Source organism: Duganella sp. Dugasp56 (assembly GCF_047304105.1).
Classification (GTDB): domain Bacteria; phylum Pseudomonadota; class Gammaproteobacteria; order Burkholderiales; family Burkholderiaceae_D; genus Rugamonas; species Rugamonas hordei.
On record NZ_JBGLYQ010000056.1, the window covers coordinates 1 to 14,800 of the forward strand.

At 59.9% G+C, this 14,800-nt stretch carries 13 protein-coding genes; 8 read left to right on the forward strand and 5 right to left on the reverse strand.

Features of this window, described 5'->3' with window-relative positions; all coding sequences use genetic code 11:
* Positions 1–123: 123 nt before the first annotated feature.
* Positions 124–1,344 carry a DNA cytosine methyltransferase gene (locus tag ACCD07_RS28245; RefSeq protein ID WP_413449260.1) on the reverse strand — a complete coding sequence of 407 codons (1,221 nt, stop codon included), beginning with the start codon at positions 1,342–1,344 and terminating at the stop codon, positions 124–126.
* A 292-nt stretch (positions 1,345–1,636) separates the two neighbouring features.
* On the opposite strand from ACCD07_RS28245, the gene ACCD07_RS28250 reads away from it, so the two are divergent.
* On the forward strand, positions 1,637–2,077 hold the full coding sequence (locus ACCD07_RS28250) for a very short patch repair endonuclease (protein WP_413449261.1): 441 nt from the start codon (positions 1,637–1,639) through the stop codon (positions 2,075–2,077).
* A gap of 27 nt (positions 2,078–2,104) precedes the next feature.
* On the opposite strand, the gene ACCD07_RS28255 is transcribed toward ACCD07_RS28250, so the two are convergent.
* The 4 genes from ACCD07_RS28255 to dnaA all read right to left on the reverse strand — a co-directional run bounded on the left by ACCD07_RS28255 (position 2,105) and on the right by dnaA (position 7,874).
* Entirely contained in the window at positions 2,105–2,542 is a 438-nt protein-coding gene (locus tag ACCD07_RS28255; RefSeq protein ID WP_413449262.1) for a DUF3427 domain-containing protein, read from the reverse strand.
* 163 nt (positions 2,543–2,705) lie between these two features.
* Positions 2,706–5,210: a DNA topoisomerase (ATP-hydrolyzing) subunit B gene (gyrB, locus tag ACCD07_RS28260; protein ID WP_413449263.1), complete on the reverse strand. Its 2,505-nt coding sequence runs from the start codon at positions 5,208–5,210 to the stop codon at positions 2,706–2,708.
* Positions 5,211–5,264: 54 nt separating this feature from the next.
* On the reverse strand, positions 5,265–6,371 hold the full coding sequence (dnaN, locus tag ACCD07_RS28265; protein WP_161084215.1) for a DNA polymerase III subunit beta: 1,107 nt from the start codon (positions 6,369–6,371) through the stop codon (positions 5,265–5,267).
* A 105-nt stretch (positions 6,372–6,476) separates the two neighbouring features.
* Positions 6,477–7,874: a chromosomal replication initiator protein DnaA gene (dnaA, locus tag ACCD07_RS28270; RefSeq protein ID WP_176655856.1), complete on the reverse strand. Its 1,398-nt coding sequence runs from the start codon at positions 7,872–7,874 to the stop codon at positions 6,477–6,479.
* A gap of 387 nt (positions 7,875–8,261) precedes the next feature.
* Between dnaA and rpmH the strand changes: the two genes are divergently transcribed.
* The 7 genes from rpmH to ACCD07_RS28305 all read left to right on the forward strand — a co-directional run bounded on the left by rpmH (position 8,262) and on the right by ACCD07_RS28305 (position 14,739).
* Positions 8,262–8,396 carry a 50S ribosomal protein L34 gene (rpmH, locus tag ACCD07_RS28275; RefSeq protein WP_010401996.1) on the forward strand — a complete coding sequence of 45 codons (135 nt, stop codon included), beginning with the start codon at positions 8,262–8,264 and terminating at the stop codon, positions 8,394–8,396.
* Positions 8,397–8,431: 35 nt separating this feature from the next.
* Positions 8,432–8,872, forward strand: a complete 441-nt coding sequence (rnpA, locus tag ACCD07_RS28280; protein ID WP_176655913.1) for a ribonuclease P protein component — start codon at positions 8,432–8,434, stop codon at positions 8,870–8,872.
* Complete coding sequence (gene yidD / locus ACCD07_RS28285) at positions 8,869–9,132, forward strand: membrane protein insertion efficiency factor YidD (RefSeq protein ID WP_176655855.1); 264 nt, start codon at positions 8,869–8,871, stop codon at positions 9,130–9,132. Before rnpA ends, yidD begins: the two co-directional genes overlap by 4 nt.
* 11 nt (positions 9,133–9,143) lie before the next feature.
* The gene (gene yidC / locus ACCD07_RS28290; RefSeq protein WP_353405418.1) at positions 9,144–10,838 is read left to right on the forward strand and encodes a membrane protein insertase YidC; all 1,695 of its coding nucleotides are present in this window, start codon (positions 9,144–9,146) and stop codon (positions 10,836–10,838) included.
* 68 nt (positions 10,839–10,906) lie between these two features.
* The gene (mnmE, locus tag ACCD07_RS28295) at positions 10,907–12,286 is read left to right on the forward strand and encodes a tRNA uridine-5-carboxymethylaminomethyl(34) synthesis GTPase MnmE (RefSeq protein WP_353405417.1); all 1,380 of its coding nucleotides are present in this window, start codon (positions 10,907–10,909) and stop codon (positions 12,284–12,286) included.
* A 177-nt stretch (positions 12,287–12,463) separates the two neighbouring features.
* The gene (locus ACCD07_RS28300) at positions 12,464–13,681 is read left to right on the forward strand and encodes a tyrosine-type recombinase/integrase (RefSeq protein WP_413449264.1); all 1,218 of its coding nucleotides are present in this window, start codon (positions 12,464–12,466) and stop codon (positions 13,679–13,681) included.
* 17 nt (positions 13,682–13,698) lie between these two features.
* The gene (locus ACCD07_RS28305; protein ID WP_413449265.1) at positions 13,699–14,739 is read left to right on the forward strand and encodes a hypothetical protein; all 1,041 of its coding nucleotides are present in this window, start codon (positions 13,699–13,701) and stop codon (positions 14,737–14,739) included.
* Positions 14,740–14,800: the final 61 nt, after the last annotated feature.

Sequence of the window (14,800 nt, forward strand, 5' to 3'; positions counted from 1 at the left end):
ACAACCACAAAATTTTCCCGCCCTCCCCCCAACAATTCCCCCCGCTGCACTGGTTTGTTTCAAACCCGCCCGCGCCGGGGGTGTTTTAGCTCGTGGGGGCGGGGGTGGCGCGGGCCACCAACGTTATTCCCTAAGCAGATCGCACACGCTCTCGGCGATCACGGACGCCAAGTGCACCGGCACCGCGTTGCCGAGCTGACGCATGATTTCCGACCAGGTACCCTCAAATAGGAACTCATCGGGGAAGGTCTGAATGCGGGCCGACTCGCGCACGGTGAAATAGCGAACCGATCCATCTACGCGCCGAAGCATATTTTCGCCGCCGGGAACACCATGGTCGCCGGCCTTCAACGCCTTCGCCGGCTCGTCCATGGGACTGCCGGTGTGGCCAGCATAAGTGCGCGCGCCAGGCTGAAAACGATGCGCTTGCACCTTGCCCGGGAAACGCTCTGGATCTGGCAGATCACAAATGGCATCACGAACAGTTCGCCAAGCGAGCACGTTGCTTCCATAGTCTGCATTGATCAGCGACTGGATTTTCTTCTCGATGCCGTCAGGCTTGGATGGGCGGTTTCGCGTCGCGACCTTGTGGCGATCCCAATACTCGCCGGACGCCCATTGGGACAGCAGCAGAGCATCGCTGCTATGCGTCTCTGCCGGACACTGCCAAATCTTGTCCTCGTCCGCCCGGAGCCCCACGAAGAAGACACGCATGCGCTTCTGCGGGACGCCATAGTTCGCGGCGTTCACTAGCTTGAATGTTACGTGATACTCGCTGGCGGTACCCTTCTGCTTCAACTTCCGCAGCCGGGCCAGATGGTCGCCCCATTGCTCCTTGGCCTTGGCGACCACCGAAGGAAACTCCAACTGCAGCAGGATATGGTCGAAATAATCAGCGAAGGCAGCGCGGGTGAGGCCTTGCACGTTCTCGAAGACGAAGGCACGTGGCCTCACCTCGCGCACGGCGCGCACCGCTTGCGGGAACATGTCCCGCTCGTCCAGGAAACCGCCATGCTTGCCTCCCATCGAAAACGGCTGGCAAGGCGGGCCGCCGGTGATCAGGTCGATACCTTCGAACGCGCCGTAATTGAATTTCTTGACGTCACCCTCGGTCACGTCAGGCCAATGGCTGATCGGATCGACGTTGTGCCGCTTGTTGTGCCGAATGGTGTTGCAAGCGTGCGTGTTCCATTCGACCACCGCGCGATGGCGAACATCGTTGCCGGAAAAACCCAGCGCCAGGCCGCCAGCTCCCGCGAACAGCTCGATCGAATCGAGAGCGCGCGGCGGCGCCAATGTCAGATGTTCTTCGAGGAGCGCGGAGGTGAGGGGCTGCTTGTACATGGTGTTTTTTAATACGATCGGATTGAATCGATGTGGCTCCAACCAGACGTAATCTGTTAGCGCGACGTTCCCGACGCGGCCGGGTTAGCCGTCCGGAACTGCAGCAGTATAAAGCAATGCCCGACCTCAACCAACACCGCCAGAGGCCGATAAGGCACAAACTGTACCAATTTTACTGTATGTTTAAACAGTATTCAATGTGACTTTCTTGTGTTTTATCAGAACACGCTTGAATATTCTGTGAGGTCTGCGATCTTTGCTCTAAATCAGGTTGAAGAGGGCGAGGGACGATATGGTCGATTCCATAGGCCAGGCGGAGCGGAGTGCGGTGATGGCGCGGGTGCGGGGCGAGAACACGCGCCCCGAGCTCATCGTACGCAAATTGGTATTCGCGGCTGGCTACCGGTACCGCTTGCATGTGCGGACTCTGCCCGGATCGCCAGACATGGTCTTCCCGGGGCGGAAGAAAGTCATCTTCGTCCATGGATGTTTCTGGCACCGTCACGACAATTGCAATCTGGCGCGCATGCCCAAGTCGCGGGTGGAGTTCTGGAGCGACAAACTCAACGGCAACAAGGCGCGCGACGCGCGTACCTACGACGCCCTCCGCCAGGCGGGATGGCAAGTGCATGTGGTGTGGGAGTGTGAGCTTGGCGATCTGACGACGCTGGAAGAAGATTTGCGTGCGTTCCTGGGGCCAGCCGGCGGCTCGCCTAAACTCGGTTTGTCGTAAGTATCGAAGATTAAGTTGAATTGAAGCTCAAAGAATTTTGAAAACCACGCTCATCGGGCTGCTTCCGGTGTGGCTCTGATAAGTCACGGGACCGTGATAAACGAATGGCGCTCCCTTCCCGCTTTCGAGCTTGGACTCGCGAACAAATAGGTGGATCGCGATTCCATTTTTTACGTGGTCGATGATGTCGCGGCCCTTTTTGCTTGCTGGCGCCGTAGCATTTTGCCATTCATCGTCAAAATCTGGTGGATGCTCTAATAACTGAGTTGCGTTTTGGATGAACCGCTTATAAAGAGCATTTTCCTTGTGTAAATGTTTTCCGTCTTCCCTAGCTAATGATGGAACCAGGCCCCAGTTTTTATTTGTTTGCCCCCGATGCCAAACGATCTCACCGGGTTTGACGTGGGATTTTAATGCGGCCAGTAATTCCCCGACGCTTGAGATATTTCTTTCTTTGTATTTCACGGTGAATCTACCTTTTTGGCTAATTTGAATAAGATTCCTGTGGGAATCTCACACTTGCGCCGCACATGGACTTTGCCTGTTTCTAGGCTGGCTAATATGGTTCAGGTAAAATAGAATAAAAAAACCCCACCGTCAGGCAGGGTTTGAAGACAAGAACTTTGCATTAAACGTCAATATTGCCCGCCCGCAGCGCATTGTTCTCAATAAACGCCCGACGCGGCTCCACATCATCCCCCATCAGCGTGGTGAAGATCTGGTCCGCAGCAATCGCATCCTCGATCTGCACCTTCAGCAAGCGGCGCACGGTCGGATCCATGGTGGTCTCCCACAGCTGATCCGGATTCATCTCGCCCAGACCTTTGTAGCGCTGCTTGGACACCACACGCTCCGCCTCGTCGCGCAGCCACTGCATCGCCTGGTGGAAGTCGACCACGGCCGATTCCTTGGTGCGATCGCCTTCGCCGCGGCGCACGTAGGCACCTTCGCCGATCAGGCCCTTGAACGTGGCCGCCGCGCTGGCCAGCACGTTGTAGTCGGCGCCTTGCACGAAGTCGGCGTCGATCGAGCTGACCTTGATGTTACCGTGATGCATACGCTCGATGCGCAGCGCGTGCTTCTCGGACAGCTCATCCGAAATCACCGTGATCTTGACCGCGATGTCGTTGATCTCGCCCATCATCGCGCGGGCCGATGCCTCGGCCTGCTCTTGCGTGTCCAGGTTCAGGGTCACGCCGGTCATGATGGCGGTCAGCGCGGCGCGGTCGATCACGCGCGTCAGGCGCGTCATGATGACGTTGGCCAGGTTGAACTGGCGCACCAGCTCGCCCAGCGGCTCGCCGACGATAGGATCGGCGCCTTCGCGCGGGGTCAGCGCGGCGGTGTTCAGCGCCACGTTCATCATGTAGCTCGCTTCTTCGGCGTCATCCTTCAGGTAGCGCTCGTCGCGGCCGGCCTTGACCTTGTACAGCGGCGGTTGCGCGATGTAGATGTGGCCGCGCTCGACCAGCTGCGGCATCTGGCGGTAGAACAGGGTCAGCAGCAGCGTGCGGATGTGGGCGCCGTCGACGTCCGCATCGGTCATGATGATGATGCGGTGGTAGCGCAGCTTCTCGACGTTGAATTCGTCCGGGCCGATCGACGTGCCCAGGGTGGCAATCAGCGTGGTGATCTGTTCGGACGACAGCATCTTCTCGAAGCGCGCCTTCTCCACGTTCAGCACCTTGCCTCGGAGAGGCAAGATGGCCTGGAACTTGCGGTCGCGGCCTTGCTTGGCGGAGCCGCCTGCGGAGTCACCCTCGACGATGTACAGTTCGCACAGCGCCGGGTCTTTTTCCTGGCAGTCGGCCAGCTTGGCCGACAGGCCCAGGCCGTCCATCACGCCTTTGCGGCGGGTCAGGTCGCGGGCCTTGCGGGCCGCTTCGCGCGCGCGCGCCGCTTCGACGATCTTGCCGCAGATGATCTTGGCGTCGTTCGGTTTTTCCTGCAGGTAGTCCGACAGGGTCTTGGCGACGATCTCTTCGACCGGGCCGCGCACTTCGGACGAGACCAGCTTGTCCTTGGTCTGCGACGAGAACTTCGGCTCCGGCACCTTGACCGACAGCACGCAGGTCAGGCCTTCGCGCATGTCGTCGCCGGAGATTTCCACCTTGGCCTTCTTGGCGAATTCCTGCTCGTCGATGTACTTGTTGATGACGCGGGTCATCGCGGCGCGCAGGCCGGTCAGGTGGGTGCCGCCGTCGCGCTGCGGGATGTTGTTGGTGAAGCACAGCACCTGCTCGTTGTAGGCGTCGTTCCACTGCATCGACACGTCCACCGAGATGTTGGTGCCCTGGTCGGACATGCGCTCGCCGGTGGCCTGGAACACGGTCGGGTGCAGCACGGTCTTGGCCTTGTTGATGTACTCGACGAAGCCGCGGGTGCCGCCTTCGAAGGCGAAGATTTCTTCCTTGCCGGTGCGCTGGTCGGTCAGCTTGATGTTGACGCCGTTATTCAGGAACGACAGCTCGCGGATGCGCTTGGCCAGGATTTCGTAGTGGAACTCGACGTGGGTGAAGATTTCCTCGTCGGCCCAGAAGTGCACGTCGGTGCCGCGCTTGTCGGTTTCGCCGATGACCTTGATCGGCGAGACGGCGAAGCCGTCCTTCTCTTCCAGCTCGCGGTTCTGCGGCACGCCACGGACGAATTCCATGTAGTGCACCTTGCCGTCGCGGCGGATGGTCAGCTTGAGCAGCTTGGACAGCGCGTTGACGCACGATACGCCCACGCCGTGCAGGCCGCCGGACACCTTGTACGAGTTCTGGTCGAACTTGCCGCCGGCGTGCAGCTCGGTCATGACGATCTCGGCGGCGGAGCGCTTCGGATCGTGCTTGTCGTCCATCTTCAGGCCGGTCGGCACGCCGCGGCCGTTGTCGGTGATCGAGATCGAGTTGTCCGAGTGGATGGTGACGTGGATTTCCGTGCAGTGGCCGGCCAGCGATTCGTCGATCGAGTTGTCCAGCACTTCGAACACCAGGTGGTGCAGGCCGGTGCCGTCCGAGGTGTCGCCGATGTACATGCCGGGTCGTTTGCGGACGGCTTCCAGACCTTCGAGGATCTGGATCGATGAGGCGCCGTATTCTTCGGTTTTGGCCGGTACTGGTACTGGATTCTCTTCTGGGATGGCGGACATGTGCTGCTTTCTCTGTTATCGATTACTGGTGTTCAAACGGCGGCTGCAAAAAAATCAAATGCGCATCGGCATGACGACGTACTTGAAGTCGGCATTGTCCGGGATCGAGATCAGCGCGGACGAGTTCGAATCGCCCAGGGCCACGTTGACCTGGTCGCACTTCAGGTTGTTCAGCACGTCGAGCAGGTAGGTGACGTTGAAGCCGATGTCGACGCTGTCGCCGCCGTAGTCGATTTCCAGTTCCTCGACCGCTTCTTCCTGGTCGGCGTTGGTCGAGCTGATCTTCATGCTGCCCGGGGTGATGATGCAGCGTACGCCCTTGAACTTGTCGCTGGTCATGATGGCGGCGCGCTGCAGCGAGCGCAGCAGCTCATCGCGGCCGATCGTGAACTCGTTCTTGTAGCCTTTCGGGATCACGCGCGTGTAGTCGGGGAACTTGCCCTCGACCAGCTTGGAGATCAGCTCGATGTCGGCAAAGGTCAGCTTGACCTGGTTGGCGGCGATGTCCAGCTGCACGGTCTCGTCGTTCTCTTCCAGCAGGCGCTGCAATTCGATGATGGTCTTGCGCGGGATGATCACCTCCTGGCGCTCGAACGATTGCTCGGTCTCGACCTGGCAGAAGGCCAGGCGGTGGCCGTCGGTGGCCACGGCGATCACGTTCTTGCCGTCCAGGACCAGCAGCAGGCCGTTCAGGTAGTAGCGGATGTCCTGCTGGGCCATCGAGAAGTGCACCATGTTGAACAGGTGCTTCAGCGTTTTCTGCGGCAGGGTGACGGAGGCGCTGTAGCTGTCGGCCTGCTGCACGGTCGGGAATTCCTCGGCCGCCAAGGTCTGCAGCGCGAAGCGCGACTTGCCGGTCTGTACCGTCAGGCGCTTGTTCAGCAGCGTCATCGTCACGTCGCCCGATTCAGGCAGCGCGCGCAGGATGTCGAGCAGCTTGCGCGCGGCCACGGTGGTGCCGGTCACTTCGCTGCCGGAGCCGATGTCGGCGTTGGTGGTGATCTGGACTTCGGTGTCGGTCGACAGGAAGGATACGCTTTCGCCCTCTTTGCGGATGAGGATATTGGCCAGAATCGGCATGGTGTGCCGACGCTCGACAATACCGCTCACGATCTGCAGTGGCCGGAGAAGGGTATCTCGGGTGGTTTTGACCAATTGCATAGATTATCCTCAATAGTAAAGATTAAACGATATTTTTATAACAATGTTGCCTTGTGAGCAGCCGTGCATTTTTGCCTAGATCATAAAGGCAAACCAACTGTCCCGCTAGCCTTTCAACGTCTGTTCCAACACGTGCAGTTCGTGGTTGCATTCCGGGTTCTTGGTGCGGTCCAGCGCGATCTTGCGCACGGCGTGCAGCACGGTCGTGTGGTCGCGGCCGCCGAACAGCTCGCCGATCTCCGGCAGGCTCTTTTGCGTCAGCTCCTTGGCCAGGTACATCGCGATCTGGCGCGGCCGCGCGATGTTGGCCGGGCGACGCTTGGAGTACATGTCGGCCACCTTGATGTTGAAGAAGTCCGCCACCGTCTTCTGGATGTTTTCCACCGAGATCTGGCGGTTCTGCACCGACAGCAGGTCCTTCAGCGCTTCCTTGACGATGTCGATCGTGATGTCCTTGCCGTGGAAGCGCGAGTACGCCAGGATCTTGCGCAGCGCGCCTTCGAGCTCGCGCACGTTCGAGCGCAGGTGCTTGGCCACGAAGAAGGCCACGTCATCCGAGAAGGTCACGCCTTCCTGCTTGGCTTTCTTGAGCAGAATCGCCACGCGCATTTCCAGCTCCGGCGGCTCGATCGCCACCGTCAGGCCGGAATCGAAGCGCGAGATCAGGCGGTCGTCCATGCCGGTGATTTCCTTCGGATAGGTATCCGAGGTGATGATGATCTGCTTCTTGGCGGCGATCAGCGCTTCAAACGCGTAGAAGAACTCTTCCTGCGTGCGGCTCTTGCCGCCGAAGAATTGAATATCATCGATCAGCAGCATGTCGAGCGAGTGATAGTAGTGCTTGAAGTCGTCGAAGCCCTTGCGCTGGTAGGCGGTCACCACGTCGCGCACGTACTGCTCGGCGTGGATGTAGCGGATCTTGGCGCCCGGCTGGTCGGCCATCACCTGGTTGCCGATGGCGTGGATCAAGTGGGTCTTACCCAGGCCGACGCCGCCGTAGAAGAACAGCGGGTTGTACGACACGCCCGGGTTGTTGGCCACCTGGATCGCGGCGGCGCGCGCCAGCTGGTTGGCCTTACCGGTGACGAAGCTGTCGAAGGTCAGGTCGGTGTTGATGCGGCTCTGCTCGCGGCGCGGCGCGGCCGAGGCCGGCAGTTCCGGCACCGACGGCACCGGGTCCGCCATGCGCGCGTTGCCGCTCGGGACGCCGCCGTTGTGGTCGGGCACGGGCGCGACGGTGGTGGCCTTCTTCGGCGCGGACAGGCGCGGATCGAGCACGAACTGCACCTCGGTCGGCGCTTCCCAGTATTGGCAGGCCAGGGCCGTGATGCGGCTGGCGAACTGGGTCTTCACCCAGTCCAGCTTGAAGCGGTTCGGTGCCGCCACACGCAACTTGCCCGCCTCGTAGTCGAGGGGAATGAGCGGCTTTATCCACGCGCTGAATTGTTGCGGCGTCAGCTCCAGCTCCAGCTGGGCGGAGCAGGTCTGCCAGAAATTTTCCATGAATCTTTTATCTATTCTTTTACTGCTGATAAGGGTGCGAGCGGACCTGGGTTCGCCACACGTAACGCGCTATTCTACTCTCGCCGGGCAAAGTTATCCACAGGCACGACGCTTATTTTCGCAGTTTCGGCGGGGTATCGGCGGGCTCCTGACCTGATCAGTTGTTGACAAGCGAGACCGAAATGCTGATAATTCAGGGTTCCCCGCCCGTATTCCTTGTTTATTCACATGAACGTCAATATGGAGTAAGCGTGGATTTAGCGGGCGATGAGATGGACCCAGCTTGTGCCGGAGCGTTGGCATGGGTGCGCGAAGTGTCATTGGCACCAAAAACTGACGGGGCCACAACCCGATTTTGCATTTTTTTCTGCTTTTAGCGAGACCAACATGAAACGTACTTACCAACCTTCCGTTGTACGCCGTAAGCGTACCCACGGCTTCCGCGCTCGTATGGCTACCCGTGGTGGCCGTGATGTGCTCAACGCACGCCGCGCCAAAGGCCGCAAGCGTCTGGCTGTATAAGCCACTGCTTGTTAGCTGATCGCGTGGAAAGCTGTATTTCAAGCGGCTCGACAGGCGAAGGTTCACACGACTTCGCGCGCGTTCGGCGTATCGTTAAAACGGATGAATTTTCATCCGTTTTTCGTTTGCGCCCTACGCAAAAAAGCGCGCACTTCGTGCTTTACACCCGTCTGAATGACTTGCCGCATGCGCGGCTGGGCGTCGTTGTGGCCAAGCGATTTGCGCCGCGCGCCGTCACGCGCAACACGATCAAGCGCGTTACCCGCGAACTGTTCCGCCAGACCGCCCTGCCGGCGATCGACTGCCTGGTGCGCCTGGCCAAGCCGGTCAACAGCAAGGACGGGCCGGCCACCACCGCCAGGCTGAAAGCGGACCTGCGGGTGGAACTGGCACGCCTGTTCGCCCAGGCCAAGACGGCAAAACCGCCGAAACCGGCCTTGCCTTCCGCGCCGCCGCCTCCACCTGTGGCATCATGAAAAAATTGCTACGTTTCCTATTGCGCGCTTACCAGCTGACGATCAGTCCGCTGATGACGCCTTCGTGCCGCTTCCATCCAAGCTGCTCGAACTATGCGCTGGAAGCGTTGCAAGTGCATGGCGCGGCCAAGGGCAGCCTGCTGGCGGCCAAACGCATTTGCCGCTGCCATCCGTGGAATCCGGGCGGGCACGATCCCGTTCCCCCGGCGGACGGCAAAACGAATACTTCAACGACCGCTTGCGGTTGCAACCACTCCTGATAAATACCCTAATGGATATCAATAAACGTACCATCCTGTGGATCGTGTTTGCCGTGTCGCTGGTTATTCTCTGGAATAACTGGCAGGTCTCGACGGGTCGTCCTTCCATGTTTGCTCCGGCCCCGGCGCAAACCGCCAAGGCGCCGGAAGCGAAAAAATCCGATCTGCCTGCCGCCAGCGCGACCGCCACCGGCGCCGCCGCCTTGCCTGGCGCGGGCGCCACGGCGGCCGCCGAGCCGTTCAAGAGTGAGCGCATCACCGTCACCACCGACGTGTTCCGCGTCGACATCGACACGCTGGGCGGCACCATCAAGCGCCTGGAACTGCTGAAGTTCAAGGACGGCGTCGATCCGACCAAGAACCAGGTGCTGTTCGACGTCGACGGCGCCACCGGCAAGACCTACCTGGCCGAAACCGGCCTGGTCGGCGCGCCCGGCCTGCCGAACCACCAGACCGGCTTCGTCGCCAAGCCCGGCCCGCGCATGCTCAACGACGCCAACCAGGTGCAACTGGTGCTGGAAGCGGAGCAGGGCGGCGTCAAGCTGACCAAGACCTTCACCTTCAAGCGCGGCGACTACGTGATCGACGTGCGCCACGACGTGGCCAACGTCGGCACCGTGCCGGTCAAGCCTGAGCTGTACATGCAGCTGATCCACGACGGCAACAAGCCGGCCGGCGACTCCTACTTCAACAGCAGCTACACCGGCCCGACGATGTACACCGAAGCCGAGCACTACAAGAAGATGAAGTTCGAGACGCTGGAAAAAGAGGCGCAGGAATCGATCAAGACCGGCAAGCCGGCGGTGCAGGATCACCCGACCAAGGCCGACAACGGCTGGGTCGCGATCTCGCAGCACTTCTTCGTCTCGGCGCTGGTCCCGCAGGACAAGCTGACGCGCGACATCTTCACCAAGAAGGTCGACAACAACCAGTACGCGATCGGCACCATCCAGCCGCTGGGCACCCTGGCGCCGGGCGCCACCGTGAGCAACGAAGCCAAGCTGTATTCGGGTCCGCAGGAATCGAAGCTGCTGGAAAAAGTCACGCCGGGCCTGGAGCTGGTCAAGGACTACGGCTGGCTGACCATCATCGCCAAGCCTATCTTCTGGGTCATGGACCACATCCACCAGGTGCTGGGCAACTGGGGCTGGACCATCATCGCCTTCACCATCCTGATCAAGCTGGCGTTCTTCCCGCTGTCGGCCGCCGGCTACCGCAGCATGGCCAAGGTCAAGCTGGTCACGCCGAAGATGCAGGCGATCCGCGAGCGCTACAAAGGCGATCCGGCCAAGATGAACCAGGCCACGATGGAGCTGTACAAGACCGAGAAGATCAACCCGCTGGGCGGCTGCCTGCCTATCCTGGTGCAGATGCCGGTGTTCATCGCGCTGTACTGGGTGCTGCAGGCCTCGGTTGAAATCCGCGGCGCGCCGTGGATCGGCTGGATCACCAACCTGGCCGCGCCGGATCCGTGGTACATCCTGCCAGTGCTGTACGCGATCTCGATGTACATCACCACCAAGCTGAACCCGGCCCCGGCCGACCCGATGCAGGCGAAGATGATGCTGTTCATGCCGCTGGCGTTCTCGGTGATGTTCTTCTTCTTCCCGTCCGGCCTGGTGCTGTACTGGGTGGTGAACAACGTGCTGTCGATCGGCCAGCAGTACGTGATCTCGAAAAAATTCGCTCCGCCGGCCGCCGCGTAAGCATCCCGCCAGTGTTGCTAAAAAGCCCGTGTTAATCGCGGGCTTTTTTTATACTTTACAATTCCCCCATGAACCTTGACTCTTCCCCCATCGCCGCCATCGCCACCGCACCGGGACGCGGCGGCATCGGCGTCGTGCGCGCCTCCGGCAAAGACCTGAAACCGCTGATCGCCGCGCTGTTCGGCGCCACCAGCTTGCAGCCGCGTCACGCCACCTACATCCCGTTCAGGCAGGCCGACGGCGCCATCATCGACCAGGGCATCGCCATCTGGTTCAAGGGCCCGCACTCCTACACCGGGGAAGACGTGCTGGAACTGCAGGGCCACGGCGGCCCCATCGTGCTGCAGCTGCTGCTGGCGCGCGTGCTGGAGGCGGGCGCGGAGATGGGCCTGCGGCTGGCCGAGCCGGGCGAATTCACGCGCCGCGCCTACCTCAACGACAAGCTCGACCTGGCGCAGGCCGAGGCCGTGGCCGACTTGATCGACGCCTCGACCGAAGCGGCGGCCAAGTCCGCGTCGCAATCGCTGTCGGGCGCGTTTTCGAAGACGGTCAACGCGCTGGTGGACGGCGTGACCGGCCTGCGCATGCTGGTCGAAGCGACCCTGGATTTCCCGGAAGAGGAAATCGACTTCCTGGAAAAATCCGACGCGCGCGGCCAGCTGGCCGGCATCGTCGAGGCGCTGGAAACCGTGTTCCGCCAGGCGGCGCAAGGCGCGCTGCTGCGCGAGGGCCTGAACGTGGTGCTGGTGGGCCAGCCCAACGTCGGCAAGTCGTCGCTGCTCAATGCGCTGGCCGGCACCGACGTCGCCATCGTCACGCCGATCGCCGGCACCACGCGCGACAAGGTGACCGAGACGATACAGATCGAAGGCATCCCGCTCAACATCATCGACACCGCCGGCATCCGCGCGGCCGGCGAATCGGTGGACGTGGTCGAGCGCATCGGCATCGAGCGCACCTGGGGCGAGGTCGGCAAGGCCGACGTCATCCTGCACCTGCTGGACGCCGACCACGGCCCGACGCGTGCCGACGAAGGCATCGTCGCCGCCTTCCCGCCGGGCGTGCCGGTGCTGCGCATCTGGAACAAGATCGACCTGTCGGGCCACAAGCCTGGCGTGGACGCGATGGAGGACGCCACGCACGTCTACCTGTCGGCGCACGAGCATATCGGCATCGACCTGCTGCGCACGGAGCTGCTGCGCATCGCCGGCTGGCAGCAGACGGGCGAATCGCTTTACCTGGCCCGCGAGCGGCATTTGATCGCCTTGAAGAACGCCGGCGCCCACCTGGCGCGGGCCGGCGAGCACGCCGCGCAAAACGACCAGTCGCTGGATTTGTTCGCCGAGGAACTGCGGCTGGCGCAGGTCCAGCTGTCGAGCATCACCGGCGCGTTCTCGTCGGACGATCTGCTGGGCGTGATTTTCTCGCGCTTCTGTATCGGAAAATAGTTGAGGTTCCGAGGGATTCCAGTAGACTCCAATTTCTTGCGCTCTTCCTCTATGAGATCTGAATTGGTTGTCCAATCGGTTCCCAAATTTTACATGGACATCTCGATGTTTTAGGTACACACTTTGGCACACGGTCGAGCAACGGCGCTTGACTGTGTACCTAAAAGGATTGTGTACATGCCCCGCCAAGCTACCCCGCTAACCGATACAAAAATAAAGTCGCTCAAGGCCAAGAGCGAACGCTATCGCGTGAGCGATTCCGGCGGCCTGACCCTTGAGATTATGCCCAGCGGCACAAAGGCCTGGCGCTTCCGCTACCAACTCCACGGCGTTCGCCAGCCGACACTCACCATCGGCAATTACCCTGAAATCAGCTTGGCAGATGCACGCAAGCGGCGTGACGAGTGGGCCATCCTCGTAGCGCGCGGAGAGTCACCGAAGCGTGCTATGCAAGCCGAGAAGTCGGCGAAACTGAATACTGTGGCGGCGTTCGGCGCTGAGTGGCTAAACGAGCAAGTGAAGGGCAAGTCGGACAGCTACGTTACGACGATGCGCCGCCTCATGCAGAAGGATGTCTACCCGTTCCTTGGGAGCATGCCGCTGGCTGAGGTTAAACCGATAGACATCCTGGAACTGTGCGACCGGATCAAGTCACGCGGCGCACCGAAGATGGCGCTGTTGACGAGGAACGTACTTCGGCGGATGTACGATTTCGCTATCGCACGGCAGATGGCTGAAACGAACCCAGCTGCTGCGCTTGTTGCCCGCTTTATCGCCACTGAGGAAAGCCGCACGCGCGTTCTTTCACCTACCGAGATTGGGCAGGTCTTGAGGGGAATTTACACGTCAGACATACGTCGGGCGCTCAAGTTGGCGTTGAATCTCTTGTTCATCACGATGGTGCGCAAGGCCGAGCTTACCGAAGCGACCTGGGACGAGTTCGATCTGGAGTCGGCGGTATGGGATGTTCCTGCTGAGCGAATGAAGAAGGACAAGCCCCATCGTGTTTATTTGTCCCGTCAAGCCGTCGCTATGTTGAACGAGCTTCGGTCATTTTCCGGGGAGTCTGTCTACCTCTTCCCAAGCACGCGGGGCTATGAGGATCGACCTATTAGCAAGAGCACGCTTAACCAAGCCGTGCGCGCGCTGTCGTTGGACGTGCAGCATTTTGTCTTGCATGATTTCAGGCGCACGGCTTCGACCCATCTGCACGAGATGGGACATTCTTCCGATGCCATCGAGCTGGCGCTTGCGCACAAAATCCAAGGTATCAAGGGAGTGTATAACCGAGCCGAATATGCGGACCAGCGCCGCGTGATTCTTCAGGCATGGGCAGACTTTGTGCATGCACAACTAGACGGCGCTCGTGTGACTCCGCTGTTTAAAGCAGCCTGATTATGCCGGGCAAGACAATGATGTCAAAACGCGCTGTATTTTCGTTATTAGAGGCGGCTACGCTGTTGGGCTGCTCAGTGGAAGATTTGCTCAACAAAGGCGGAGCTAAGGAACTTCGAATCTGCGCTTACATCCCTGATGACATGGTCGTTTATTCGACTATTACCAGTTTGATTAAATTGGCAGATCCGACCCTCAACGGGATGAATCGGAAAATGCATTTGGAAAGGATTGAGGGCATGTCCGCACGCGTCATGCATGACGTTCGCATGGTCGTGTTATCGCCGTCAGATTGCAAGGCAGCGGTTTCGTTAGGTCGTGTATCTCAATCGCTATTTAAGGCTGGCGTACGTCTCAACGGAGGCGACATACCCCTGCTGATCGAACCTCCAGCCCTTACTGAATTCGACACGCTCTTAGATATCCTAATGTTTCGCTCTTTCGCCTGCTACCCTCAGAATGTTGACCCGAACAATTGGTCTACACGGGATACAGTTGCGCCATCAAGACTAACGATCAATACAGACCTGATGGGGATTCTTCGTAGCGACCTTCCTGTAGAGGAGGCTGCTCCGACAGCACCTATCCAGCCCTTTGACATCGGGTTTTGCGAGGAACCCTATATGCCTCCGCGTCTGATTACGCTGTATAAAACTGCAATGATGCATTGGGACTGTAGCCGAACGGACTGGACTCAGCCAAGAACTGAGGACGTGGAGCGCTCGCTGCGAGAAATGGGCGGGTATGGAAAGAAGCTGGCGGAATTCGGTGCTACTTTGCTTCGTTGGTCCTTTCGGTCCTGGAACCAGAATCATTATGAAATGCGGCGATCAAATGGCAAGCTTACCGCCTTTGACGCACTAGTCGTTGTTGCGTCCGCCTGGCGGCCGGGCGATGGTGAAAATCAGTTTGCAAAATATCGAGACCAGGCAGCCGCATTCGAGTTATGGGAGTCATGCGACATTAAGAAATATCTCGCAGAGTTTGCATGGCAGATCGCAGTGCCGGAAGCCGCTAGGCCGCCAGGCAGGCCTAAGGGCAAAAAAGGAGCAGCGTAGGCAAATGAGGGAAAAAGGGGGGAACCGGAAACGGTTCCCCCCTTTTTCCCTCTTTTATGCC

Bases quoted from the DNA above. Each gene is read 5' to 3' on its own strand.
- ACCD07_RS28245 (WP_413449260.1), bottom strand. From the start codon at position 1,344: ATGTACAAGCAGCCCCTCACCTCCGCGCTCCTCGAAGAACATCTGACA.
- ACCD07_RS28250 (WP_413449261.1), top strand. From the start codon at position 1,637: ATGGTCGATTCCATAGGCCAGGCGGAGCGGAGTGCGGTGATGGCGCGG.
- gyrB (WP_413449263.1), bottom strand. From the start codon at position 5,210: ATGTCCGCCATCCCAGAAGAGAATCCAGTACCAGTACCGGCCAAAACC.
- dnaN (WP_161084215.1), bottom strand. From the start codon at position 6,371: ATGCAATTGGTCAAAACCACCCGAGATACCCTTCTCCGGCCACTGCAG.
- dnaA (WP_176655856.1), bottom strand. From the start codon at position 7,874: ATGGAAAATTTCTGGCAGACCTGCTCCGCCCAGCTGGAGCTGGAGCTG.
- rpmH (WP_010401996.1), top strand. From the start codon at position 8,262: ATGAAACGTACTTACCAACCTTCCGTTGTACGCCGTAAGCGTACCCAC.
- yidD (WP_176655855.1), top strand. From the start codon at position 8,869: ATGAAAAAATTGCTACGTTTCCTATTGCGCGCTTACCAGCTGACGATC.
- yidC (WP_353405418.1), top strand. From the start codon at position 9,144: ATGGATATCAATAAACGTACCATCCTGTGGATCGTGTTTGCCGTGTCG.
- mnmE (WP_353405417.1), top strand. From the start codon at position 10,907: ATGAACCTTGACTCTTCCCCCATCGCCGCCATCGCCACCGCACCGGGA.
- ACCD07_RS28300 (WP_413449264.1), top strand. From the start codon at position 12,464: ATGCCCCGCCAAGCTACCCCGCTAACCGATACAAAAATAAAGTCGCTC.
- ACCD07_RS28305 (WP_413449265.1), top strand. From the start codon at position 13,699: ATGATGTCAAAACGCGCTGTATTTTCGTTATTAGAGGCGGCTACGCTG.